The organism is Haematobacter genomosp. 1 (genome assembly GCF_002196855.1).
Lineage (GTDB): Bacteria > Pseudomonadota > Alphaproteobacteria > Rhodobacterales > Rhodobacteraceae > Haematobacter.
In genome coordinates this window covers 1-20,493 of sequence record NZ_NIPW01000057.1, presented here as the reverse complement: position 1 = coordinate 20,493, position 20,493 = coordinate 1, and the positions used below count along the sequence as shown (strand labels likewise).

General features: G+C 64.2%; 28 protein-coding genes. 22 read left to right on the top strand and 6 right to left on the bottom strand.

Features of this window, described 5'->3' with window-relative positions; translation table 11 throughout:
* Positions 1 to 65: 65 nt before the first annotated feature.
* On the bottom strand, positions 66 to 1,136 hold the full coding sequence (locus CDV49_RS19110; RefSeq protein ID WP_179209277.1) for a siderophore-interacting protein: 1,071 nt from the start codon (positions 1,134 to 1,136) through the stop codon (positions 66 to 68).
* A 342-nt stretch (positions 1,137 to 1,478) separates the two neighbouring features.
* Between CDV49_RS19110 and CDV49_RS19105 the strand changes: the two genes are divergently transcribed.
* From CDV49_RS19105 to CDV49_RS20610, 3 genes are read left to right on the top strand one after another with little or no spacing between them, the layout of a single operon-like run.
* Positions 1,479 to 2,414: a sulfurtransferase gene (locus tag CDV49_RS19105; RefSeq protein ID WP_088216894.1), complete on the top strand. Its 936-nt coding sequence runs from the start codon at positions 1,479 to 1,481 to the stop codon at positions 2,412 to 2,414.
* Positions 2,414 to 3,553: a YeeE/YedE family protein gene (locus tag CDV49_RS19100; protein WP_088216893.1), complete on the top strand. Its 1,140-nt coding sequence runs from the start codon at positions 2,414 to 2,416 to the stop codon at positions 3,551 to 3,553. Before CDV49_RS19105 ends, CDV49_RS19100 begins: the two co-directional genes overlap by 1 nt.
* Positions 3,550 to 3,714, top strand: coding sequence for a hypothetical protein (locus tag CDV49_RS20610; protein ID WP_179209276.1), 165 nt, complete (start codon positions 3,550 to 3,552; stop codon positions 3,712 to 3,714). The genes CDV49_RS19100 and CDV49_RS20610 overlap by 4 nt, the downstream gene beginning before the upstream one ends.
* Before the next feature lie 45 nt (positions 3,715 to 3,759).
* Here CDV49_RS20610 and CDV49_RS19095 read toward each other — a convergent pair whose 3' ends face one another.
* Positions 3,760 to 4,239 carry a YbaK/EbsC family protein gene (locus CDV49_RS19095; protein WP_088216892.1) on the bottom strand — a complete coding sequence of 160 codons (480 nt, stop codon included), beginning with the start codon at positions 4,237 to 4,239 and terminating at the stop codon, positions 3,760 to 3,762.
* 159 nt (positions 4,240 to 4,398) lie between these two features.
* Between CDV49_RS19095 and panB the strand changes: the two genes are divergently transcribed.
* Both panB and panC read left to right on the top strand, forming a co-directional pair.
* On the top strand, positions 4,399 to 5,271 hold the full coding sequence (panB, locus tag CDV49_RS19090) for a 3-methyl-2-oxobutanoate hydroxymethyltransferase (RefSeq protein ID WP_088216891.1): 873 nt from the start codon (positions 4,399 to 4,401) through the stop codon (positions 5,269 to 5,271).
* A gap of 235 nt (positions 5,272 to 5,506) precedes the next feature.
* Positions 5,507 to 6,382: a pantoate--beta-alanine ligase gene (gene panC, locus CDV49_RS19085; RefSeq protein WP_088216890.1), complete on the top strand. Its 876-nt coding sequence runs from the start codon at positions 5,507 to 5,509 to the stop codon at positions 6,380 to 6,382.
* A gap of 87 nt (positions 6,383 to 6,469) precedes the next feature.
* On the opposite strand, the gene CDV49_RS19080 is transcribed toward panC, so the two are convergent.
* Positions 6,470 to 6,946 (bottom strand): DUF1269 domain-containing protein, encoded by a 477-nt coding sequence (locus tag CDV49_RS19080; RefSeq protein WP_088216889.1) that lies wholly within the window; start codon positions 6,944 to 6,946, stop codon positions 6,470 to 6,472.
* 543 nt (positions 6,947 to 7,489) lie between these two features.
* Here CDV49_RS19080 and CDV49_RS19075 point away from each other — a divergent pair.
* The 15 genes from CDV49_RS19075 (at position 7,490) to CDV49_RS19015 (ending at position 17,588) form a co-directional block, all read left to right on the top strand.
* On the top strand, positions 7,490 to 8,776 hold the full coding sequence (locus CDV49_RS19075; RefSeq protein ID WP_088216888.1) for a tyrosine-type recombinase/integrase: 1,287 nt from the start codon (positions 7,490 to 7,492) through the stop codon (positions 8,774 to 8,776).
* On the top strand, positions 8,773 to 9,315 hold the full coding sequence (locus CDV49_RS19070) for a hypothetical protein (protein WP_143413213.1): 543 nt from the start codon (positions 8,773 to 8,775) through the stop codon (positions 9,313 to 9,315). The genes CDV49_RS19075 and CDV49_RS19070 overlap by 4 nt, the downstream gene beginning before the upstream one ends.
* 68 nt (positions 9,316 to 9,383) lie before the next feature.
* Positions 9,384 to 9,602, top strand: a complete 219-nt coding sequence (locus CDV49_RS21035) for a helix-turn-helix transcriptional regulator (RefSeq protein ID WP_088216886.1) — start codon at positions 9,384 to 9,386, stop codon at positions 9,600 to 9,602.
* Positions 9,575 to 9,826, top strand: coding sequence for a hypothetical protein (locus tag CDV49_RS19060; protein ID WP_088216885.1), 252 nt, complete (start codon positions 9,575 to 9,577; stop codon positions 9,824 to 9,826). Before CDV49_RS21035 ends, CDV49_RS19060 begins: the two co-directional genes overlap by 28 nt.
* Positions 9,823 to 10,716 carry a hypothetical protein gene (locus CDV49_RS19055; RefSeq protein WP_088216884.1) on the top strand — a complete coding sequence of 298 codons (894 nt, stop codon included), beginning with the start codon at positions 9,823 to 9,825 and terminating at the stop codon, positions 10,714 to 10,716. Before CDV49_RS19060 ends, CDV49_RS19055 begins: the two co-directional genes overlap by 4 nt.
* On the top strand, positions 10,713 to 11,099 hold the full coding sequence (locus tag CDV49_RS20350; RefSeq protein WP_143413211.1) for a hypothetical protein: 387 nt from the start codon (positions 10,713 to 10,715) through the stop codon (positions 11,097 to 11,099). Before CDV49_RS19055 ends, CDV49_RS20350 begins: the two co-directional genes overlap by 4 nt.
* The gene (locus CDV49_RS19050) at positions 11,096 to 12,604 is read left to right on the top strand and encodes a DUF3631 domain-containing protein (protein WP_088216883.1); all 1,509 of its coding nucleotides are present in this window, start codon (positions 11,096 to 11,098) and stop codon (positions 12,602 to 12,604) included. Before CDV49_RS20350 ends, CDV49_RS19050 begins: the two co-directional genes overlap by 4 nt.
* Positions 12,601 to 13,548, top strand: coding sequence for a helix-turn-helix domain-containing protein (locus CDV49_RS19045; RefSeq protein ID WP_088216882.1), 948 nt, complete (start codon positions 12,601 to 12,603; stop codon positions 13,546 to 13,548). Before CDV49_RS19050 ends, CDV49_RS19045 begins: the two co-directional genes overlap by 4 nt.
* On the top strand, positions 13,545 to 13,958 hold the full coding sequence (locus tag CDV49_RS20605) for a hypothetical protein (RefSeq protein ID WP_179209275.1): 414 nt from the start codon (positions 13,545 to 13,547) through the stop codon (positions 13,956 to 13,958). Before CDV49_RS19045 ends, CDV49_RS20605 begins: the two co-directional genes overlap by 4 nt.
* A gap of 2 nt (positions 13,959 to 13,960) precedes the next feature.
* Positions 13,961 to 14,986, top strand: a complete 1,026-nt coding sequence (locus CDV49_RS19040; RefSeq protein WP_179209274.1) for a phage major capsid family protein — start codon at positions 13,961 to 13,963, stop codon at positions 14,984 to 14,986.
* An 8-nt stretch (positions 14,987 to 14,994) separates the two neighbouring features.
* A complete protein-coding gene (locus tag CDV49_RS20755; RefSeq protein ID WP_218822012.1) occupies positions 14,995 to 15,654 on the top strand; it encodes a hypothetical protein in 660 nt (219 codons plus the stop codon).
* Complete coding sequence (locus CDV49_RS19030) at positions 15,647 to 15,853, top strand: hypothetical protein (protein WP_088216880.1); 207 nt, start codon at positions 15,647 to 15,649, stop codon at positions 15,851 to 15,853. Before CDV49_RS20755 ends, CDV49_RS19030 begins: the two co-directional genes overlap by 8 nt.
* Positions 15,854 to 15,948: 95 nt before the next feature.
* Positions 15,949 to 16,257, top strand: coding sequence for a hypothetical protein (locus CDV49_RS19025; RefSeq protein WP_088216879.1), 309 nt, complete (start codon positions 15,949 to 15,951; stop codon positions 16,255 to 16,257).
* Positions 16,250 to 17,095 carry an AAA family ATPase gene (locus tag CDV49_RS20345; protein ID WP_143413210.1) on the top strand — a complete coding sequence of 282 codons (846 nt, stop codon included), beginning with the start codon at positions 16,250 to 16,252 and terminating at the stop codon, positions 17,093 to 17,095. Before CDV49_RS19025 ends, CDV49_RS20345 begins: the two co-directional genes overlap by 8 nt.
* A 190-nt stretch (positions 17,096 to 17,285) precedes the next feature.
* On the top strand, positions 17,286 to 17,588 hold the full coding sequence (locus tag CDV49_RS19015) for a hypothetical protein (protein WP_088216878.1): 303 nt from the start codon (positions 17,286 to 17,288) through the stop codon (positions 17,586 to 17,588).
* A gap of 57 nt (positions 17,589 to 17,645) precedes the next feature.
* Here CDV49_RS19015 and CDV49_RS19010 read toward each other — a convergent pair whose 3' ends face one another.
* The 3 genes from CDV49_RS19010 to CDV49_RS19005 all read right to left on the bottom strand — a co-directional run bounded on the left by CDV49_RS19010 (position 17,646) and on the right by CDV49_RS19005 (position 19,935).
* Entirely contained in the window at positions 17,646 to 18,701 is a 1,056-nt protein-coding gene (locus CDV49_RS19010; RefSeq protein ID WP_088216877.1) for a type I restriction endonuclease, read from the bottom strand.
* Between the two features lie 221 nt (positions 18,702 to 18,922).
* Positions 18,923 to 19,705, bottom strand: a complete 783-nt coding sequence (locus tag CDV49_RS20340) for a hypothetical protein (RefSeq protein ID WP_143413209.1) — start codon at positions 19,703 to 19,705, stop codon at positions 18,923 to 18,925.
* A 2-nt stretch (positions 19,706 to 19,707) separates the two neighbouring features.
* Entirely contained in the window at positions 19,708 to 19,935 is a 228-nt protein-coding gene (locus CDV49_RS19005; protein WP_088216876.1) for a helix-turn-helix domain-containing protein, read from the bottom strand.
* 94 nt (positions 19,936 to 20,029) lie between these two features.
* Here CDV49_RS19005 and CDV49_RS19000 point away from each other — a divergent pair, with 94 nt between their 5' ends.
* Both CDV49_RS19000 and CDV49_RS20600 read left to right on the top strand, forming a co-directional pair.
* Positions 20,030 to 20,224, top strand: coding sequence for a hypothetical protein (locus tag CDV49_RS19000; protein WP_088216875.1), 195 nt, complete (start codon positions 20,030 to 20,032; stop codon positions 20,222 to 20,224).
* 64 nt (positions 20,225 to 20,288) lie between these two features.
* Complete coding sequence (locus CDV49_RS20600) at positions 20,289 to 20,462, top strand: hypothetical protein (RefSeq protein ID WP_179209273.1); 174 nt, start codon at positions 20,289 to 20,291, stop codon at positions 20,460 to 20,462.
* Positions 20,463 to 20,493: the final 31 nt, after the last annotated feature.

Sequence of the window (20,493 nt, the reverse complement as noted above, 5' to 3'; positions counted from 1 at the left end):
CCGACCTGCCGACCTGCCGACGATGCGGCTCGCGCGTCCTGTGGGCCTGTGCAAGAGGAAATGCCTCAGACCCGCTGGCCGCGCGGCCGCCATTTCGCCCCGGCGGGGAAGTCGCGTGCGGGGTTGGCGTTGCTTGCGCTCACGCCGCGCCGCCAAAGGTCGCGCACGCTGCCGTCAACCTCTGGATGTTCCGCCAACCACAGGCGGATCTCCCGGGCGGCCCCCGCCTCGGCACCCGCCCACAGCACGCCGCTGTCAGCCGTCTCCCGGAGCGCGGGGAGCAGCGCCGGAACCTGCCGGAGTTGCATGCCCTGCGGCGCATTCTCCAGCGGCGGGCCCTCGCCCTCCAGCAGCACCACCCCGCGCGCATCCGGGCGCAGCACCTCCAGAAGCCGCTGGATCACCGGCCGGGCGGCGGCATCGCCCGCCAGCGTCACGGTCTCCGCCGCGCGGAGCGCAGGAACAGCAGGCTCCGTCTCCGGGCCGGAGAGACCGCAACGGTCGCCCTTGCGCGCCCAGCGGGCCCATTCCGCACCGGCCCCACCGCCGCCGTGCAACAGGATGTCCAGCTCGATCCGGCCCGCCTCCGGTTCAACGGTGCGGATCGCATGGCGACGGACAGCCGGGCGCCAGGCGGGATCGACCGGCAGCGGCAGCCCGTCCGGCCCCGCCTTGGGCCAGCGCGGGGCCATGCCCTCGGGCGGGAAATGGAACCGGCCATAGGGCGCCGCGGGATCGGCGAAGCGCGCAAGATCAGTGCCGGTCAGCATAAAGCGCCGCCAGTCCCCCATCCGCTCCACCCCGGCGACGGTCATCTCGCGGAAGTCCGCGTAAAGCGTGCCTGCCTCCGCCGCGCCGGTCCATCGGATCACCGGATGCTCCGTTACGCAGAATTCCAGCAGGTGAGAGGCGATGAAATCCACCATCTCCTCCATGCCCGAGCGGTCCGGCGCGCGCGCCTCCACCTCCACCCCGTCGGCTGCGGGCCGGAACAGCGCCTCTCCCATGGAAAGCCGCACGCGGAGCGCCTCACCCTGCCGCTCCAGCGTCACGTCCTGCTCGCGCAGGTGCCCGGCAAGCGCCTCGATAAGCGGCAGGGGGTCGGAGAGCGGCACATGGGCGATCGCGGTGAACATCGCATTTCCTTTCCATCGGGCGGGTGGTCCCGGACAGCGAACGCGCATTCCCGGCGGCTCCCGGATATTGAGATAGGCATGCAAGGAACGGAAAACCACGGTCATGCCGGTTCCGCCTCACGGCAAGAAAGGACAATCCGATACCATCGCCCGGCTTTCCGGTAGAATTTCCCCAGCCATCGTGTGGCAACAGAACCTTCTTCCGCTCAAGGCAGCTCTGGGCGGCACCTGTCCGCCCGGCACCCGCGCCGCAGGCGGCCCGCCGGTCTTGCCAAGCCGCGCCGCCGCGCAGACATGGGGGGCAAGGCACCTGCCACCCGAACCCATCAGCGGAATGACGCCATGAAACTCCTCTCCCTTACCGCGCTGGCCGCGATCGGCTGGGCGGCGATCGCCACGGCCGGGACACCGGCCTTCGGCCCGCTCGTCACGCCCGCCGAACTGAACACCGCCCTCTCCGGTGCCGATGCGCCCACGGTGCTCGACATACGGGAGGCCGCCGCCTACGGGCAGGGCCATGTCCCCGGTGCGATCTCCGCCCCCTATGCGCTGTTCCGCGGACCGGCGGACAACCCCGGCCAGCTCGTGCCGGAGGACGTGCTGCAGGAGCGCTTCCGCGCGCTGGGGCTGAAGAAGGACCACCCCCTGGTCGTCGTGCATCAGGGCAAGGACGACAGCGATTTCGGTGCCGCCGCGCGCGTGTACTGGACACTGAAATCCTCCGGCATCAGCCCGCTCGCCATCCTGAACGGCGGTCAGGGCGCATGGGCGGCGGAAGGGCTGCCGCTGGAGACCCGCGCCAACACGCCCACCCCCTCCGACATCGAGATCACCTTCTCCCACCGCTGGCTCGCCGACACGCAGGATGTCGCCGCCATCGTCGACGGCAAGGAGAGCGCCCGCCTCATCGACGCCCGTCCGGCCGCGTTCTTCAAGGGCGATCAGGCGCACCCGCAGATGACCCGGCCCGGCACCCTGCCGGGGGCGGAGAACGTCTCCCATTCCGTCTGGTTCGATGGCCCGACGACCGTCACCACCCCCGCAGGGGCCGAAGCGGTGCTCCAGAAGCTCGGGCTGAAGCGGGACGAGGAGATCGTGGCCTTCTGCAACACCGGGCACTGGGCCGCGACCGACTGGTTCGCGCTTTCCGAACTCGCCGGGCTCCCCGATGTGAAGCTCTATCCCGACAGCATGGTCGGCTGGTCGCAGGGCGGCGGCGCGATGGAGAACACCCCCGGCCTGCTCCAGAACCTGCTGAACCAGATCCGGTCGAAGTGATGACCACCGCTTCCGGCCATCTGGAAGGCGCCTCCTCCCCCGCCGGGGAGGGGGCGAAACGCCTTCTGCTCATCCTCGCCGCACTGGCGGCGGTCTTTGCCGTAGCGCTGTTTGCGGGCGCGCGATACGGGCTGCTGCTTGCCATCGGGCTGGGTTTCGGCATCACGCTCGAAGGGCTGCACTTCGGCTTTGCCGGGCCGTGGCGTGCCATGATCTTGCGGCGGGAGCCTGCCGGCCTTCTGGCGCAGCTTCTGGCCATCGGCCTTGTCGCTCTCGTCGCCTTCCCCCTCCTGCAATCCCATCCGGGAGAGCTTGGCGGGGCGGAGGCGCCCATCGGCTGGGCGATGGTCGGCGGGGCCTTCGTCTTCGGCGCGGCGATGCAGGTGATCCTCGGCTGCGGCTCGGGAACGCTCGTCAATGCGGGCAGCGGCAACGCGGTGAGCCTCGTGGCCCTGCCCTTCTTCTGTCTCGGCAGCTTCTTCGGGGCCGCGCATCTGCTGTGGTGGACCGATCTCGGTGCGCTGCCGATCATCGTGCTCCGCGGGACAGGCGGTCTGCTGGTGACGCTGGGCCTGCTCGCCGCCGTGGCGCTGCTGGTCTTTCTCCTCGGCAAGCCCGGCACGCGCAGACTGCCGCCCCGGCTGATCGTCGCGGCGCTCCTGCTGGCGGCGCTGGCCGTGGCCAACCTCGTCGTCGCGGGCCAGCCCTGGGGCGTGGTCTACGGCCTCGGCCTCTGGGCGGCGAAAGGGGCTGTCGCCCTCGGTGCGGACCTGTCGGGCAACGGCTTCTGGGGGGCGCCGGGGAATGCGGCACGGCTTCAGGCAAGCATCCTGACCGATGTCACCTCGCTCACCAATATCGGCATCATCCTCGGCGCGTTTCTGGTGGCTGCGTGGCGCAGGCACGGCCTCTCGCAGCCGCTACCGAAACTGCCCGCCCGGGCCTGGGGCGCGGCTGTCGTGGCGGGGCTGCTGCTCGGCTATTCCTCGCGCCTCGCCTTCGGCTGCAACGTGGGGGCGTTCTTCTCCGGCATCTCGACGGGGAGCCTGCATGGCTGGGCATGGTTTGCGGCGGGGTTCGCAGGCTCCTGCCTCGGCGTGAAACTGAGGCCCCTCGTCGGGCTGGAGGCCCGCAGATGACCCGCCGTCTTACCGCAGGCATCGTCATCGCCCTGCTCGCGGGGCTGCTGTTCTTCGACCACGCGACCGCCGCGCTGAACCCCTACAAGGCGCCGCCCGTCATCGCCCTCGGCTCCGGCGTGGTGGCGACGGGGGGCTTCTGCGGCGCGCTTCCGCAATAGCGGCGCGCGCCCGCCGCGACGATCCCGCCGCAGTCCACCCCGCGATCACTCGGCAATGAGGGGGCGCGCCGCCCCCTCCGCCACCCTGAGCGCATCGGCATAGGCCAGCGCCACCATCAGCCCCCGCCGCCCGCCGTTGATCACCACCTCCTCCGCCTCCGCCTCCGCCGTCGCCTCGAACGCGACCGGCACCCGGCGCTTCTGGCCAAAGGGGCTGATCCCGCCGGTGTGAAAGCCGGTCAGCCGCTCCGCCTTCTCCGGCGGCATCATATGGGCGGATTTCCCCCCGAACGCCGCCGCCACCCGCTTCATCGACAAGGTCCTGTCCGACGGGATGACGGCGCAGGCGGGCTTGCCGTCCACCTCCACCATCAGCGTTTTCAGAACCCGCTCGGGCGGCACCCCGATGGCTTCCGCGGCATGCAGGCCGATCCGGTCCTGCCCGGCGACGTAGTCATACTCGATCGTGCGAAAGGCAACGCCGGCATGTCTCAGCGCCTGCGTCGCGGGGGTGGCTGTACTCATCGTCTGCTCCGTTCTGCGGGCGGAGCCTAGCGTGCGGCACAGGGGCGGAAAAGCCGTCTCAAGCCCCTTCTCCCATTCGCATCCGCAGAAAATCCTTGCCATCCCGCCGATCTTGGGGAGGATGCGCCCCCAACACGACGCCTTCCGGGGGGAGAAAGGATGAGCGCCACACCACAGACGCCCGCACCGCAGGGCGGCATCCGCCGTCTGACGCCGAGCGACATCCGCGCCCGCAAGGGCGGCACGCCCGTTGTCTGCCTCACCGCCTATACCACCCCCATGGCCCGCCTGGTGGACAGGGAGGCCGACCTGATCCTCGTGGGGGACAGCGTGGGCATGGTGCTCCATGGCATGCCCTCCACCCTCGGCGTCACCATGGAGATGATGATCCTGCACGGGCAGGCGGTGGCGCGCGGGGTGGAGCGGGCGGCGCTGGTGGTGGACATGCCCTTCGGCAGCTATGAGGAAACCCCCGCGCAGGCCTTCCGCAACGCCGCCAGGATCATGGCGGAGACCGGCGCGCAGGCGGTGAAGCTGGAAGGCGGTCTCCACATGGCCGAAACCGTCGCCTTCCTGACGGCGCGCGGCATTCCGGTGATGGGTCACGTCGGCCTGACACCGCAGTCCGTCAATGCGCTGGGTGGATACCGCGTGCAGGGCCGGGGCGGGGATGCGGCCCGCGTCCGCGCCGATGCCGCCGCCCTGACACAGGCCGGGGCCTTTGCCGTGGTGCTGGAGAAGGTGCCCGCCGCGCTGGTCGACACGATCACGGCAGAGATCGCGGTTCCCACCATCGGCATCGGGGCCAGCGCAGGTTGCGACGGGCAGGTGCTGGTGATCGACGACATGCTGGGCCTGTTCGGCGATTTCCGCCCGAAGTTCGTCCGCCGCTACGCCGAGCTTGGGGAGAGCGCCGCGGAGGCGATCGCGCGATACGCAGCCGACGTGCAGGCGCGCCGTTTTCCCGCGCCGGAACATGTCTTCGCCAGCGAGCTTCCCGCCACGGGTGGATCGGGCAAGGCCGCGTCATGACCCCTGCCCTCCCTCGCCGTGCGATGCCTCGCACCGGGCGGCAAACCGGGCCTGCCCGCTGCCGCCCCGCGATGGCCGTCCCTATGTCCTCGACGCCACACGACGGACACGCTTTGTTGGGTCCCTCGCCCCGCCGGGCACGGCAATCGGCTGAGAAGGCGCTCCGCCCGACCCGCGGAAATCGCGACACCGCCGGCGCGATACGCGTTTCCCCCCGCTTGGCAAAGGTTCGCCCATGACCATCCTCCGCCGCACCGCCGATCTCCGTTCCCGCGTTGCGGGCTGGCGCCGCTCGGGAGAGACGGTGGCCGTCGTCCCGACCATGGGCGCATTGCATGACGGGCACCTGAGCCTCGTCCGCGCTGCCCGGGCGGTGTGCGAGCGGGTTATCGTCACGATCTTCGTCAATCCCCGGCAGTTCAACAGCCCGGAGGATTACGCGAAATACCCCCGGACGGAGGAGGCGGACGCCGCCCTTCTCGCCCCCTATGGCGTGGACGTGGTCTTCGTGCCGGAGGTGGAGGAGATGTATCCGCCGGGCTTCGCCACGACCGTGTCCGTCACCGGTGTCACCGAGCCGCTGGAGGGCGCGCATCGCCCCGGCCATTTCGACGGGGTGGCGACGGTCGTGACCAAGCTCCTCACCATGACCGGGGCCGACCGCGCCTTCTTCGGAGAGAAGGACTGGCAACAGCTTCTCCTCGTCCGTCGGCTGGTGGGGGACCTGAACCTGCCGGTGGAGATCGTGGGCTGCCCCACGGTGCGGGAGACCGACGCCCTCGCCCTTTCCTCCCGCAACCTCCGTCTTTCGCCCCGGGAACGCCAGATGGCCTCAGCCCTGCCGGAGGCCCTTGCCGCCGTGGCGCAGGCGGTGGAGTCGGGTGCCCCCGCTGCCCCGGCGCTGGAGTCCGCGCGAAGGCACCTCGCCGACGCGGGTTTCGGAGAGATAGAATATCTCGACCTGCGCGATGCGGAAACGCTCGGAGAAGCCCGCCACGGAGCCCCCGCACGGCTTCTCGTCGCCGCATGGGCGGGCAATGTCCGCCTCATCGACAATATGCCGGTGACACTTCCGGCCCCGCTGAACCAATTGCAGGTCCGGCAGGCGTAAAGACCGTCAGACCGCGCAGCTGTCATTGCGAGCGGACCAGCGGGTTCTTTGAGCCGCCGGTCCGCTCGCCCTGACCGGGTCAGACGGTTACTTGGTTTCGGATTTGTCGGATTTGTGGAAGACCGATTTGAACTTTTCCTTGGTCTTTTCCCACTTCTCCTCGCGTTCGGCCTTACGGTCGGCCTTCTTCTCCTCGCGCAGCACACGGGCGGCCTCGTCCGACGCCGCTTCCGCTGCGGATTCCGCGCTCATGATCTCCGACAGCGTCGCCTCGTAGTTGTAGCGGACCAGCACACCGTCCGTGGTGACGGCGAGATTGTCGAGGATTTCCGGCGTGCTTTCCTCGATATCCACGAGGATACCCGTCTTGCCGGGCGGCAGCGCCGCGCTGATGGCGCTCAGAACGGAATCGTCATCAATCTCGTTTCCGGTATCGACCAGCGAACCGAAGAGCGCCCCCGTCGAAAAGCCGAGCAGCACACCAAGCGGCCCGCCCAGAATGCCGATGAGCGCACCACCGCCAAGCGTGCCTTCGCCGCCGATATTGGTGCCGCCATCGCGCAACGTGACGCGACCGTCACTCTAGCGATAGACCACAGCGGCCTGATTGATCCGATCGGGGTCCTCTCCCTTGAGCTTGGTAAGCGCCTCATACGGCTTGCTGTCGTCGAGCCAGGTCACGAGAACGATATTACGAGTCATGTTCTTCTCCATCTGCTTGCTGCAAAAGGTAGAAATCGCGCCCTTCACCGAAAATACGGAGGCGCGCCCGTACAGCTAATTCGCTTCCACCGCTTGGCAATGCACCGCTTGTGGCGGAAAGGCGGAAAGGCGGAAAGGCGGAAAAAAAGTATAAGGCGCCGTGCCGACGATATACCGTCCTGAATTTCCCGCGGAACAGGCCCAGGACTGACCGACCCGGACCGCCTGATCAAGGTGGCTTTCCGGTGGTGGCCGCTGTGGCCACCAGATCGTCGTCGCAACCTGTCTGATGCCGTTAGATATTTCTCGCGTTATCAAATAGATAGCCGTGTCTTTCGTCAAACCGCGTTGCAATCGGTAAAGGGCATGCGCTATCCTTTTTGTTGGGTAGATAGTGTGTCAGCAATGCCGAAGATTGTTCCCGAACTCTCCGCCTTATGCGTGAAGCGCCTGCAGCACCCGGGACGAGGGCGCAACGTCCTGTTCGCTGTTGGCGGGGTATCAGGCTTGCTCCTGCAGATTACACCGGCCGGTAGCCGTTCTTGGATCTTGCGCACCACCATTGGCGGCAAGCGGCGTGACTTGGGCCTAGGCGGTTATCCCGACGTGACGCTCGCGCAAGCGCGGGAGCGGGCGCGAGAGAGCAAGGACAAGATTTGGCGCGGCATCGATCCTATCGAGGAAAGGAAGGCCCAGCGGGCCGCTCTTGTGGTCGCTCACAAGCGCGGCCTGACGTTTGCAGATGCCTTTGAGAAGTACACGGTCGCGAAGCTAGCTGAGTTGGCCACGGATGCTGACCGCACCCGCTGGAAATCATCGATAGAGAGGCACGCCCTGCCCCATGTCGGCGACATGCTGGTAAATGACATGACGGTGCAGGACATGCTCCGGGTGCTTCATCCAATCTGGATTGAGAAGACGGACACAGCATCTCGTGTTCGTTCGAGGATCGAGGCCATCCTGTCCTGGGCGAAAGTGGCCGGGCATCGCACTGGCGACAACCCGGCGCGATGGAAGGGCAACCTCGACGCACTCCTGCCCAAACCGGGAAAGGTTGCAGACAAGGCCAATCATCCGACCGTATCCCTCAATGAGGTGGCTGGCTGGTTTTCGACCCTGCGTGAACGAGAAGGCATAGCCGCGCGGGCTCTGGAACTCCTTACCCTTTGCGCTGCCCGATCCGGCGAAGTGCGCGGAGCAACTTGGGACGAATTCGACCTGGATGCTGGGCTTTGGACGATACCCGCCGCCAGGATGAAAGCCGAACGAGAGCACCGAGTGCCTCTGGTCCCGGCCGCAGTCGAGATCGTGAAGGCCATGCCGAGGATGGTGGGCTCTCCATATGTCTTCGCCGCTCCCCGCGGCGGGCAGCTATCGGACATGACGATCAGCGCAGTCATGCGGCGGATGCAAGCGACCGCGGAGGCGCAGGCCGAAAAGGTCGGGGGACCCGTCGAGAAAGCGGGTTGGCGCGATCCTCGCTCCGGGCGCCCAGCTGTGCCGCATGGTCTCCGATCAACGTTCAGGGATTGGGCCGCTGAGCGCACAGAGTACCCCCGTGACATGGCAGAGATCGCTTTGGCACACGCCGTGGGTTCGGAAGTGGAGCGGGCTTATCGACGCGGTGACATGCTGGAGCGGCGACGCGCCATGATGAGGGATTGGGCCTTGTTTCTCGGGGTGAAGAATTGACCTCCGCGAATGACAGTGATGACAGTAAAGGGCAGGAAAGGCTTTTGGCGTCACTCCTTGAAGTACGTCGCCGATATGACGCCAAGGCCGACGACTGGCAATACGGCCTATTGCGAACTCTTAGAGAACACCTTCGGGAAATGGGGGTTGACCGGAGCCTTATCGATCCCTTGCAAATCATGCTTATGGACAACGCGGACACGACCTTTCTTAAGCGAAAAAGGGCTCAGGGTAGGATCGGCACGACGAAGCCAAGCAGAAAGGTTTACCCTCTTGCCTATGCAGCGGCTGCCGTATCGATTTTGAAGGACAAGCACGGTGAGGACCTCCAGGATGCTTTGGCAGAGGTCGCGCGAGCGTCGGGTATATCCAAATCCCAACTCAAGACTTTCCGCGACAACTTGAGCAGAGGTGGAGATCGAATACCGAAGGCGGCCGCCGGAATGTATCGAAGCGTCTACGATGAAATGCGCGACCTCACCTACCAACCATCTGAGATTCTGATTGCGGTCAAGGGCATCGGAAGATTTGTAGGTTAGGCTGATTTAACCTCACAAAGGCGCTCCGCCATTTTCGTCTGCATCCGTAGTTCGTAACAGGATGCGACATGTTCTCGACCCATACTCAGGAGACCGTCGTTGGTACCGGCCCCTCCTATGTATCTGACCAGCATCTTGCTGGCCGATATTCCGTCAGCCGACCGACAATTTGGGCATGGCTGAAGAAAGACCCAAGCTTTCCAAAGCCAGTGAAACTTTCCCCCGGCTGCACTCGCTGGCGTCTCGATGAAATCGAGGCGTGGGAGCAGTCGCGCGCGGCGGCCTGAAAGGACTGATCATGATTCCCGAAATGGAAACCCCGCCCGCCGGTGGCACGGCGAACGGGGCGAATATCAAAGATGGAGAGCTTTCGATGCAGACTATCACGTACCACCATTTCCCCGCAACAGCCCATCATCTCCGCTCAGTTCTGATCGCACGTCGCTTCGGACTGGCCGATCATCTCGCGGCCAATGTCGCCGATCTTGTATTCGCGGGAGGCGCAGCATGACAGGCGCTGTTTATCGCACCCGCACGATAAAGCGGGAACGTCGTACAGCGGCGGCCGTGGAGCAACTGGACAACCAGATCATAGGCGTACTGGCCGAGGACCATCCGCAGAGCGTCCGGCACGTGTTCTACAGGATGACGGACCCTCGCTTGCCGGAGCCGGTCGAGAAGTCGGAGCGTGGATACCGCCACGTCCAGGACCGGGTGAAGAAGCTTCGCCGTTCGGGTCGGGTGCCCTATGGCTGGATCGCAGACGCAACTCGTCGCGGCTATCATACCGACACGTTTGGCGGGACCGCGGATTTCCTGAGGCGGGTGTCCAGCCTCTATCGTGCCGATCTCTGGGCGCAGTCGTCGGTCTACATCGAGGTCTGGTGCGAAAGCCGTTCCATTGCGGGGGTCATTCAGGACACCTGCGAGGAGCTGGCCGTGAGCTTGTACCCGGCCGGCGGGTTTTCCAGCATCACCCTCGCATATGAGGCGGCAAACTCGATCAACTACCACTGCCAGGATGCACGTGAATGCGTCGTATTTTACGTCGGCGACTATGATCCTGCCGGAGTGCTGATCGACCAAGCGCTGGAGCGGGAACTCCGTGAACACCTCGATCCCGCCATCAGGATGTCGTTCATCAGGCTCGGCATCACCGAACGCCAGATCAGGGAATATGACCTGCCGGGCAAGCCGAGGAAAGAGACCGACCGTCGCGCCCTGCACATCCGCGAGACCGTGGAGGCGGAAGCGATGCCAGCCCGCCTGCTGCGGGAGCTGCTGCGGGAGCAGATCGAATTCTTCCTGCCAGCCGGGGCACTCCACGCGGTCAAGGTCGCGGAGCAGTCGGAGCGCGAACAGATCGAGCGATTGGCTGAGATACTCGGAGGTGAAGCATGAACGCCCGCTCGAACTCTTCTTGGTCCGGCATTCCTCCGGCCGCGCGCCTTCGGCTGTGCCGAGCTGAAACCTTGTGTCTGGCCATCGGCGACTGCGATCCAGAAGACGCAGCAGCGATCTGTGCCGGGTTCCTGGATCGCATACGCTCGCCCGGACCGCAGCATGACGCATTCGGCTTCGTCTATGGGGAAGCGACGTTGTGGGCGGAAGCCGCCCCACCGCATGAGGTCGCTGCCTATGGACTGGCCGCGCTCCGCAGCCTTCAATCCCGCGCGCTTGGTCTCGACACTCGAAAGCGGTTGTTGGCGGCGCTGTGGTCCACGCTGCCTCCAAAGGAACGTGCAGCGTTCCTAGCCACCGTGAATACAGGAGGCCAAGCATGACCAGCTGGTCAGAAATCATGCAGGCTGAGGCAGAGCGAGTGGCTGCTAGCTCTGAGAGCCCCGTCGCCGATCTAAACGCGATGAAGGCGGAGGCCGAGCGATTGGCGAAGCTGGAGCCACTGGCCTACGAGGCCGAACGGGCGACAGTGGCGAAGGCACTGGGCATCCGGGCCTCTGCGCTGGATGCTGCGGTGAAGACCATCCGGCAGGAGGGGGAGGAAGACAGCGGCGCCGATCCATTTGAGGATGTGGAGCCCTGGACATCGGCCGTGAACGGGTCCGCGTTGTTGACCGGGATCCAGTCCGCGATCCTGCGCTTTTTCATCCTGCCAGAGCATTCCGCTCCGCTGATGGCGGCATGGACGCTTCATGCCTGGGCACACGATGCGGCCGATATTTCGCCGGTCTTGGCTTTTGTCAGCCCGGAGAAGCGGTGCGGCAAGACCACCGCCCTCTCGATCATTGGCGCACTGACACCGAAGAGCATGCACGCGGTGAACATCTCTACGTCAGTGCTGTTTCGGGTGATCGAGAAGTACGCGCCGACTGTCCTGATCGATGAGGGGGACACTTTCCTCGCTGAGAATGACGAACTGCGCGGGGTGTTGAACGGCGGCCACAACCGTCTCTCCGCCTATGTTTGGCGCTCGGTCGGCGATGACCATGAGCCGCGTCGGTTCAAGGTCTGGTCGCCGAAGTGCATCGCCATGATCGGCCAGTTGCCCGACACGTTGGAAGACCGGGCACTGGTGGTTCAGTTGCGTCGCAAGCAACCAGGCGAGGTGGTCGAACGCTTCCGCGCCGACCGGATCAATGACTTCCTCCCGCTACGCAGGAAGGCGGCCCGGTGGGCCAAGGACAATGCCCTGCGTCTCGCTGATGCAGATCCTCATGTGCCCGACGAACTGAACGACCGGGCGCAGGACAACGCGCGTGCCATCTGTGCCATCGCCGATGCGGCTGGGGGCATCTGGCCGAAAGCGATCAGGTCTGCCCTGATCGGGGCGGCGGCACAGGCCGACGATGAGCCGCAATCGGCCGGCGTTCTGCTGCTTCGTGACATTGCCGAAATCCTTGGCGGCTGGAAGGGAGAGCAGATCAGCAGCAGCGATCTGGTGGTGGAGTTGTGCCGCATGGAGGACAGCCCCTGGGCCGACTGGCGGCGTGGATCGTCCATCACTGCACGCGGTGTCGCGAAGCTCCTCAAGCCGTTCGGTGTCAAACCGAGACGGGATCGGATGGGGAGCTGCTACGTACTCGCGGACTTCGCGGACCCGCTGCAACGATACCTCGCGGACCACCCCGAAAAAGCTGCCACAAGTGCAACAAGTGCCACAGCGCCGCTAAGCGTCATCGAAAAATCAAGTAAAAACAATGGTGATGGCACTTGTGGCGCATGTGGCACATACGAGAGCGTGGCAGAACGCAAGTGCCACACCGACGTAATCCGCGCTGTCGTTGACGAGCATCATCGCGACCTCGAAGGCCCGGAGGCGTGGAAATGACCATCCACCCTTCGTCCACATTGGACATGGAGAAGCTGCGCAAGGTCCGGGCGCTGATGCTGGGCGGCAAGACCGAAGGGGAACGGCTCGCTGCCAGGGGAAGAGCCGAGGTGCTGGCAGCGCGCGCCGGGGTGACGCTGCAACAGGCGCTGTCCAAACTGGACGCCGCGAAGCAAGCCGCGCCGCAGTCGGGCAATCCCTTCGCTGGCTTCGCGGATTGGATGGAGGAGAAGGAACCGGGCTACAAGGCCGAGCAAGCCCGCCGCCGCGCTGATCGGGAGGCCAACCGCCTCGCCCGGTGCAAGGAGCTCCTGGCGGAGTACGGGTCGGAAAAGGCGGTGTTCGTCCCGACCGATCTGGAGAAGCGCCTGCGCCGCGCATTGCTGCCGCTGCGCGAGGGAGGGGACAGCTTCAAGGGCTGGGTGGCAGGCAACCCCACACCGGCCATGTGGGCTGCCATACAGGCGGCTGCACCTCTGCCCGATACCCTGCATGGCATCTGGGCCGAACATGCCGCCTGGGAGAAGTTGGTGACGGACCGCATCACCTTCGAACCATACTATGATGCCCCGGCCCATGTCCGCGCCCGACAGGCCGCGCTTGAGCGACACATGGACCGGACGCCCGCGCCGTCCATCGAGGGGATGCGTGCCCGGCTGGCATGGTTGGCGCATCTCAATGACCGGGGGTTCACCCGAGACATTCACGACGATGAGGCGATGATTGCCACGCTGCGCGCCGACTTCGAGGCTATAGCCGCAGGGGTGCAAGGCATGTGCCAGACCCATACACCCGCCCAGCGCCCGGCCCAGCGCCGCGCAGCCGTGCTGGATCTTCTGACAACCGAACCGGGCCTGTCGGATCGGGAGATTGCGCGGCGCGTGGGATGCAGCCCGCAGACCGTGGGCAACTGGCGCAGGCGGAAAGCGGAGGATGGGCGATGACCGAAGTGCCCGACTGGTTCGCCGCGGCCATCGCGGAAGTGCTGTCCCCGCTGGAGACGCGATTGGAGCGGATCGAAGCCACGCTCGCAAACCGGCGGGCTGTGCCGCCGGAGCGCGATCTGTTGCAGCTTCTACAGCATCAGACCGGCGCCGACTGGTTCACGGCGGCGGAGGTAATGCGGGACGGGTCACCGGAGTTGCTCAATGCTCTCGATCAACTGGCCATTGGCTCCGCCCGGGCCTTGGGCAAATGGCTCCGCCGGAACGAGGGCCGGGGCGTGGAGCGGGGGAGCGAAGAACGCAGCGGCTGGCAGTGGCGGGTTGCGGGTTTCGCTCCGGAAATCCGCCTGCCCCGTGGAGCCGAAGATCCACATCTGCGATTCTTCGTTCAACGCAAAACAAGGGGTTGAGCATGGGCTACCTGAAACCTTCTCCCGACGCTGATCTGGAGGCCTTCGCCTGGGTCGTGAAAGCGCAGGCATCGCAGCAAGCCGGGCTTGGCGGGCTCGTCGGCGCCCCCGAGCGGTCCCTGCTGATCGCGAAGGCAGCTGTCACCGCCGGACGAACCACAAACCCGCAATGGGCGGGTGCGCTGGCCGACTGGTCCGGTCTAACCACCACGTTCATCCAGTCGCTGCGTGGTCGGTCGATTTTCGTGAGCCTTCTCGAAGATGACCTTGGCATGACCCGCGCTCCGATGCGGACACGAGCGGCTGCCGTGACCCTCCGCCTGCCTGCCGGAGTGAACGGCGAAGGCCTTCCCATTCCGGTCGGGGCCTTCACGGTGGCAGGCGCGGTGCTCCAGCCGTTCAAGGCCGTGACCCTGATGGTGATGACCTCCGAGATGATCAGCGCCAGCGGCGATGCCGGGCTCGCTCTCCTGCTGAGCGAGATGCAGACGGCCGTGAGCGAGGCGCTGGATGCCGAGTTCCTGCTGCGCGCCGTGACGGGCGCTATCGCTACCTATACGTCTTCCGGCACCACGGCAGTCCAGATCACCGCTGATCTCCGCAAGCTCCTGACCGCGGTCAACGGAAAGCCGGGCGCGAGCATCGTCTTTGCCGCCGGGCCGGACGTGCTGAATGGGCTGGCTACGACCACCACGACGACGGGCGCGCTGGCCTTCCCGACCGTCACGCCACAAGGCGGCGAACTGCTGGGCCGTCCGGTCTTCGTCAGCACGGGACTGTCCAGCACGCTCCTGGCCCTCGATGCCCGAGGGTTTGTCGGCGACATTGGCGAGATGGAGCTTCATTCCAGCCAGAACGCCGACGTCGTGATGGATGATGCGCCGCCCAGCGTTCCGAACGCCTCGTCCGTCCTGACCAGCATGTGGCAGACGAACAGCACCGCATACAAGGTCATCTCTTATGCCGCGGCACAGCGGGTTCGCGATGATGCCGTTGCGAGCATCACCGGCTTCGAATTCGATCTGTGAGGCTCGCCATGACCACAGAGGAAGCCACCTTCGCCGCCTGGAAGAAGTGGGACGCGGAACAGCCCATGATCCCCGCGGAACTGGCGCTGCTCAAAGTGGACGCCGCCGGCAATCGCCTGATCCCGAGTGTCAAGGCCGTGGTTCCTGCTCCCGCGGCTCCGCCGACTCCCGCCCCGAATCCGATCACTCCGTTGGTGCCGCCGCCGCTTAACGTGACCCCCGTGGAAATCCCGGCGTGGAATCCGACCCTGAACCAGCAGGAACGTGCCGCCCTGCACAGCCAGGTCGCGAAGGACATGGTGGAAACGACATTGATCCGCGTCGCCGGCATGCTCGGGAAGACGGTGGCGCAGCTGCGGAAAAGCTTGGGCGAGGAACTGATTGCCCAGAATACCCACCAAGCGGAAACCGTCATCACGCTGCAGTGGCAGGGGCAACAGATCGCCGCGCTGGAGGCTCGCATGGCAACCTTGGAGGCGCATCCTCCGCTCACCTACGTGGGCACCCATGAAGCAGGCAAGTCCTACCGCAAGGGCGAAGCTGTGACTGCCAACGGGTCGCTCTGGGTCGCTCAGCGGGACACGGACGGCACTCCTGGTACCAATGATGGTTGGAAGCTCGCGGTCAAGCGAGGCCGCGACGGAAGGGGTGGAGGCTCACATGTCTGAACAAATTAAAGCGCTGGATGATCTGCTGGTGGAGGCTGTTCTTGGCCGAATGCTGGGAACCGCCCGGCTCCTGCACCAACGCGGCCTCTCCCGCGACCAGATCAACGCGGCGTTGAAGCCCATGCTGGTGGAAGAGGAAGAGCGACGGAAAGCCATCCGACGATGGGCTGTGGAGGGCCTGGCCGAGCCGCGGTTCTAGGGCGGTGAGGACAACACTGGAGCGGACGTTCAGACCGAGGACGAGCCAGCGGAAGCGATTGGCGTCGCTAGCATCCAGATCGTGCCGGAGGCGGGATGATGGATCACCAGTCTTTTCCACTGTCCGCATCGGGCGGGATTGCGGCGCGCGTTGCGGTAGGGATGTCTCCCGAGGCGCGGACAGCTCACAATTTTCAACGGTTGTGCGAGGAGGCGACGGAAGTCGGCATGAGCGCCGGATGGATTGCCGAGGCTGTTCCGACATACGAGGCCATCGCGCGACTGTTTACCGCCAGTGAGATGGTGGCGTTCTGGCAGCGGCAACTCCGTCTGGAGCGTGAAAGGGCAGAAAGCGTTCCGGGCCCCGGCTGCACGTTCTCTGATGGGGTGGATGACGATGGCTAAGCTGCGCACCATCAGGCCCAAGGTCGCCAAGCTGGCTCCCATGCTGCTGGCGCCCCGCGTCATTGCCGAGAAGCAACGCCTCGCCGAGCGGGATGAAACGAACGACTGGCGGAAGTGGTATTACAGCGCCCGCTGGCAAGCTCTCCGAGAAGAGGTTCTGCGCGATGCCGCATACACCTGCCAGAAGACGGGCATCCTGTTGATGGGCAAACACCCGGCGCCCGATAGCCCGGTGGTCGATCACATCGTGCCGCACCGGGGAAACCCTGACCTATTCTGGGATCGGAGCAACCTTCAGGCTGTCAGCAGGGCATTCCACGACAGCATCAAGCAGGCCATCGAGAACGCCGAAAAAACCGCCGCCATCCATCCCAAATGGCTGAAGCCCTCGCTGGTGCCGCTCACCATCGTCTGCGGCCCACCTGCCTCCGGCAAGAGCACCTATGTGCGGAACAGTAAGGGGCCGGACGATCTCGTTATCGACTTGGACGTGATCGCCTCCGACATCTCCGGGGAACCCCTGCGCGGCTGGAACCGCAGCCGATGGCTGAATGCCGCGCTCTACCGTCGCAACAACATGTTGGGCGATCTGGGGGGTCGTGGAGGCGATTGGCCTGCCGCATGGCTGATCGTGTCCGAGCCCAAGGCGCGGCATCGCGATTGGTGGGCCGTTACCCTGAAGCCGCAGCAGATCGTGGTGATGGAGGTGCTGGAGACGGAATGCATGAGGCGAGCGGCCGAAGACCCAGGGCGAGACTTGCTTGCGACAGAGGCTGCGGTGACCCGGTGGTGGGTCGAGTATGATCGCCGCATCGGTGACGTGCGGGTCACGATCTGAGGGCGCCCCTGTCAGCATCGGGGGGGGGTGGTCTAGGCCAGACGGCCGTTCTGCCGCCAACCCGCGCTCCCAACTTATTCAGAGATTTTTTCCTCCTGTATGAATTGGAACCCTGCGCACTCGCCAGATGATCGAGGGATGACTCATGCAAAATGCCAATCAAACAAGTGGTTTCCGGCCTCCGACGTCAATGACACGGCGGGAGAAACAGCTGTTCAACCGCGTGCAAAAGCTGCGGAAGTCGCGGGAACGGCCGCTGACAGAGGGCGAAATCCCCGTCCTGATTGATTACGTCCGCACCATGACGCGGATCGAAGTGTTGAGCGCCATCTTTGCGGAGGACGACCGCCGGATGCGCTCGAACCGCAACGATGCGGCGACAAAGGCCCGCCTAGTGGCCACAGCGCGGCAGATCGACGCCAGCACCAAGCTGGCGCACGGCATGTGGGAGAGGTTGGTGAACGCACCTGCGGCAGCGGCATCTTTATCGTGATGCCGCCCCGCCGGTCTGGCGCTGGCCGGAGCTGCTAAGGGCGTCATTGCCCTTACGTTAGGGGTGCTCGTCCACGTAGCGGGCCGCCGTCGCCCGAATGCGGTCAGAGTAGTCGTAGATGTGGTCGAGGCTTTCGACGAGGACGCGCTCTTCCTTGTCGCCGTCGAAGAGGCCGATGTATTTCACCGCCCTGTTGAAGTGGAGGCGGGCGAGCGGCTTCCGGTTGTTGTTGTCGACCAGGATGGCGCAGTAGGAGCGGGCATCGCGCATCACGACACGGGAGGGTTTGATCACCTCGCGGGCGATGGCCTTGCAGATCATGTACCCCTCACGCTCTTCTTCGGTTGTGATGATCTCTTCTTCGGGATCGACTACCACAGGCTCCTCATGCGCCTGTACTGTCGCGGCAAGGGCGGTGGAAAGCCGAGTGGTGACGGAATCGCGAATCACTTCGCGAAACGCTGCCTTCACCAAGCCGGTGAACTGATCCCGAATTGCCGAAGTGAACCTGCCATCGTAAAGGCCGGCCGAAACCATGCGGACGAACTCTTCCGGTGGATCCTCGATCACCTTGGAGATTTCCGACTTCAGCGCGGACGTGTATTTCAGCCTTTCGGCCGTCGCGAGGATGCCGCCGACGTCGAACCCTGACTTCTCGAACTTGCGCAGTTCGACCAGCAAATGAGGCTGTATCTCTGCCAAGTCGAAGGTGAGGAAGGGACGAGTGTCGAGTTTGTTCGGCTCTTCAAGGTCGGTGTGGAAGTGGAATGTCCGACCGTTGGTCAGGACCGCGAATTTAGCGGAAGTGACCGTGAAGTAGCGGAAAAGCTGCGCCAAGTGAACCTTGTCGAGATTGGTCGTGATAGGCTTGCACTCGACAAGTATACGAATTTCGCCGTCGAGTTTGATTGCGTAATCGACCTTCTCGCCCTTCTTGCCGACAGCATCGGCGGTGAATTCCGGGACCACCTCATTGGGGTCGAATACGTCGTAACCGAGGGCGTGGAAAAAGGGGAGGACGATGGCGGTTTTGACGGCTTCCTCGGTAGCCATCGCACTGGAGTGAGACCGAATGCGGTCCGACAACATCGCCAACGCTTTATCAATCGACATGATTACTCCTGATTCCAATTGCCAAGATCGTGGATCTCGCCCGGAGCTTGAGTCAAGCGGTTAGCATGAAGGCAGGCATATATGACGACGGCGAGGGAACCGTGCTACGTTTTTCTCGTCGGCGTGCATAGCAAGCGCTGCCATTCGATCTGGAGTGCCAGGCGATAGGAAGCTGGCTAAGCACAAGAGATCTGGCCGGATTGACGGGCTGGAGGTGCTAGTTATACCGCTTGCGGTGGCCGGTCAGGCGGAATCGGATGCGCTCCCCGCATGACTGACGGAGTTGATTCCGCAAACTTAGCTTTGCGGCACTCAATATAAAAATGCGTTTGCGCCAGAAACTCTTTCCTGGCGGGCTCGATTACGAGCAAATCGTATCTTTCGGGCCAGATATGTCTTAACAAACATAACATAAAGTTTCCGACGTCGGCGATCTGGATTCCTGAAATATAGCGTTCATTTTCTCCTGTTAGTTGGGAGAATAATGCCAACCCATCTTCTTCGCCCTCATTGAAAGAGATTTCTATAGCAAGATCAATGGCAATGGGATTGGGATGCGCGCCAAAGCTTACAAATTGATCGTATAGGCGACGGTAGCTTTTCAGCAGGTCCGGAGATACACTTCGAAGGGCATCTTCGGCAGCTTTAGCCCCTCCTTTTCGGAATTTGTCTTGTTGGGACCTGCTCTGGTGCCTAGCTCGCCACGTTCTTTTCCATTCTGGCGAGAGCTTAAAGAGATGTGCGTAGATCATCGCTTCGATAGTGAGGCGCAGGATCGCCGGTATTTGATGAGTGTTCCCTGTGATTGACAGTAGAGTGGCGGTTCTCCAACTAGAATAAGCGAAATTACAAAGGGCGAGAGAGGTAAAGCCCTTAGATTTGTGCATCCCAGAAAAAAATTTGGAGAGTGCTATATCACCTTGCAGCAGAAATAAGGGCGTCGGAGCGTTTAGGTTGTATCGGACCGACGCGAGGTATTCATCGAGACTATTGTGGGCTGGCATGGTTAGATTTTCCTTAGCCGCACACCAGCCCCACCGCCGTTTTCGGGGATGAACTCGACGCCGGCGGCCTCAAGGGCGGCACGCATCGCATCCATCGCCTGACCGGAGACCACTCTTCGTTCCTTCTCGAAGTCGATCACCGTCGATTGCCCGAGGCCGGCGGCTCGCGCTAAGTCGATCTGCGTCATGGAAAGAAGGCCGCGAGCTGCCCGGCTTTGTGCTGGCGTCATGTTTCAACGTTTTTCATTGACGGATGCGGCACCATGCCTTATCAACGTTATTCGTTGATACCCTAGCATGCATCATTCCGCAACGGAGCCTAGAATGCCGAACGTCAATTCGGCAGCCGCCACCGGCTTGCCTTCTGCCACCCTTGCCGAGATCCACGACCTGCTGACCCTCGCGCTCGACGCGACAGAGAAGCCCTTCGGTTACTCCGACTCGGAACGGGATGGCCGCTCCTACACCCGCCGCGCTCGGGCGCGGATCACGGCAATCCTCGAATCTGCCGCGCTCTGATCCCTCGCTCCCCTATGGGGGCCTGCTCTGACCATCGACCATCGCTCTAGAAAGGAGCCCGACCATGCGTAACCCCATTCCGGGGAACGGCCCCGGCTTGCCCGCTGCCGCCTTGCACGAAATCCACGACTGCCTCGCGCTGGCGCTGGATGCGACCGAAAGCCGCCACCCGCCGCCGCAGCCGATCCGGGAGGCCCGGAGCTACCTGCGGGCCGCGCTACGCCACACGCGCACCTGATGAACGGGGATGCGGCATGACCATGCGATAT

Excerpts from the sequence above, each read along its gene's own strand:
- CDV49_RS19110 (WP_179209277.1), bottom strand. The coding sequence starts at position 1,136 with ATGTTCACCGCGATCGCCCATGTGCCGCTCTCCGACCCCCTGCCGCTT.
- CDV49_RS19105 (WP_088216894.1), top strand. The coding sequence starts at position 1,479 with ATGAAACTCCTCTCCCTTACCGCGCTGGCCGCGATCGGCTGGGCGGCG.
- CDV49_RS19100 (WP_088216893.1), top strand. The coding sequence starts at position 2,414 with ATGACCACCGCTTCCGGCCATCTGGAAGGCGCCTCCTCCCCCGCCGGG.
- CDV49_RS20610 (WP_179209276.1), top strand. The coding sequence starts at position 3,550 with ATGACCCGCCGTCTTACCGCAGGCATCGTCATCGCCCTGCTCGCGGGG.
- CDV49_RS19095 (WP_088216892.1), bottom strand. The coding sequence starts at position 4,239 with ATGAGTACAGCCACCCCCGCGACGCAGGCGCTGAGACATGCCGGCGTT.
- panB (WP_088216891.1), top strand. The coding sequence starts at position 4,399 with ATGAGCGCCACACCACAGACGCCCGCACCGCAGGGCGGCATCCGCCGT.
- panC (WP_088216890.1), top strand. The coding sequence starts at position 5,507 with ATGACCATCCTCCGCCGCACCGCCGATCTCCGTTCCCGCGTTGCGGGC.
- CDV49_RS19075 (WP_088216888.1), top strand. The coding sequence starts at position 7,490 with ATGCCGAAGATTGTTCCCGAACTCTCCGCCTTATGCGTGAAGCGCCTG.
- CDV49_RS21035 (WP_088216886.1), top strand. The coding sequence starts at position 9,384 with ATGTTCTCGACCCATACTCAGGAGACCGTCGTTGGTACCGGCCCCTCC.
- CDV49_RS19055 (WP_088216884.1), top strand. The coding sequence starts at position 9,823 with ATGACAGGCGCTGTTTATCGCACCCGCACGATAAAGCGGGAACGTCGT.
- CDV49_RS20350 (WP_143413211.1), top strand. The coding sequence starts at position 10,713 with ATGAACGCCCGCTCGAACTCTTCTTGGTCCGGCATTCCTCCGGCCGCG.
- CDV49_RS19050 (WP_088216883.1), top strand. The coding sequence starts at position 11,096 with ATGACCAGCTGGTCAGAAATCATGCAGGCTGAGGCAGAGCGAGTGGCT.
- CDV49_RS19045 (WP_088216882.1), top strand. The coding sequence starts at position 12,601 with ATGACCATCCACCCTTCGTCCACATTGGACATGGAGAAGCTGCGCAAG.
- CDV49_RS20605 (WP_179209275.1), top strand. The coding sequence starts at position 13,545 with ATGACCGAAGTGCCCGACTGGTTCGCCGCGGCCATCGCGGAAGTGCTG.
- CDV49_RS19040 (WP_179209274.1), top strand. The coding sequence starts at position 13,961 with ATGGGCTACCTGAAACCTTCTCCCGACGCTGATCTGGAGGCCTTCGCC.
- CDV49_RS20755 (WP_218822012.1), top strand. The coding sequence starts at position 14,995 with ATGACCACAGAGGAAGCCACCTTCGCCGCCTGGAAGAAGTGGGACGCG.
- CDV49_RS19030 (WP_088216880.1), top strand. The coding sequence starts at position 15,647 with ATGTCTGAACAAATTAAAGCGCTGGATGATCTGCTGGTGGAGGCTGTT.
- CDV49_RS19025 (WP_088216879.1), top strand. The coding sequence starts at position 15,949 with ATGATGGATCACCAGTCTTTTCCACTGTCCGCATCGGGCGGGATTGCG.
- CDV49_RS20345 (WP_143413210.1), top strand. The coding sequence starts at position 16,250 with ATGGCTAAGCTGCGCACCATCAGGCCCAAGGTCGCCAAGCTGGCTCCC.
- CDV49_RS19015 (WP_088216878.1), top strand. The coding sequence starts at position 17,286 with ATGACACGGCGGGAGAAACAGCTGTTCAACCGCGTGCAAAAGCTGCGG.
- CDV49_RS19010 (WP_088216877.1), bottom strand. The coding sequence starts at position 18,701 with ATGTCGATTGATAAAGCGTTGGCGATGTTGTCGGACCGCATTCGGTCT.
- CDV49_RS20340 (WP_143413209.1), bottom strand. The coding sequence starts at position 19,705 with ATGCCAGCCCACAATAGTCTCGATGAATACCTCGCGTCGGTCCGATAC.
- CDV49_RS19005 (WP_088216876.1), bottom strand. The coding sequence starts at position 19,935 with ATGACGCCAGCACAAAGCCGGGCAGCTCGCGGCCTTCTTTCCATGACG.
- CDV49_RS19000 (WP_088216875.1), top strand. The coding sequence starts at position 20,030 with ATGCCGAACGTCAATTCGGCAGCCGCCACCGGCTTGCCTTCTGCCACC.
- CDV49_RS20600 (WP_179209273.1), top strand. The coding sequence starts at position 20,289 with ATGCGTAACCCCATTCCGGGGAACGGCCCCGGCTTGCCCGCTGCCGCC.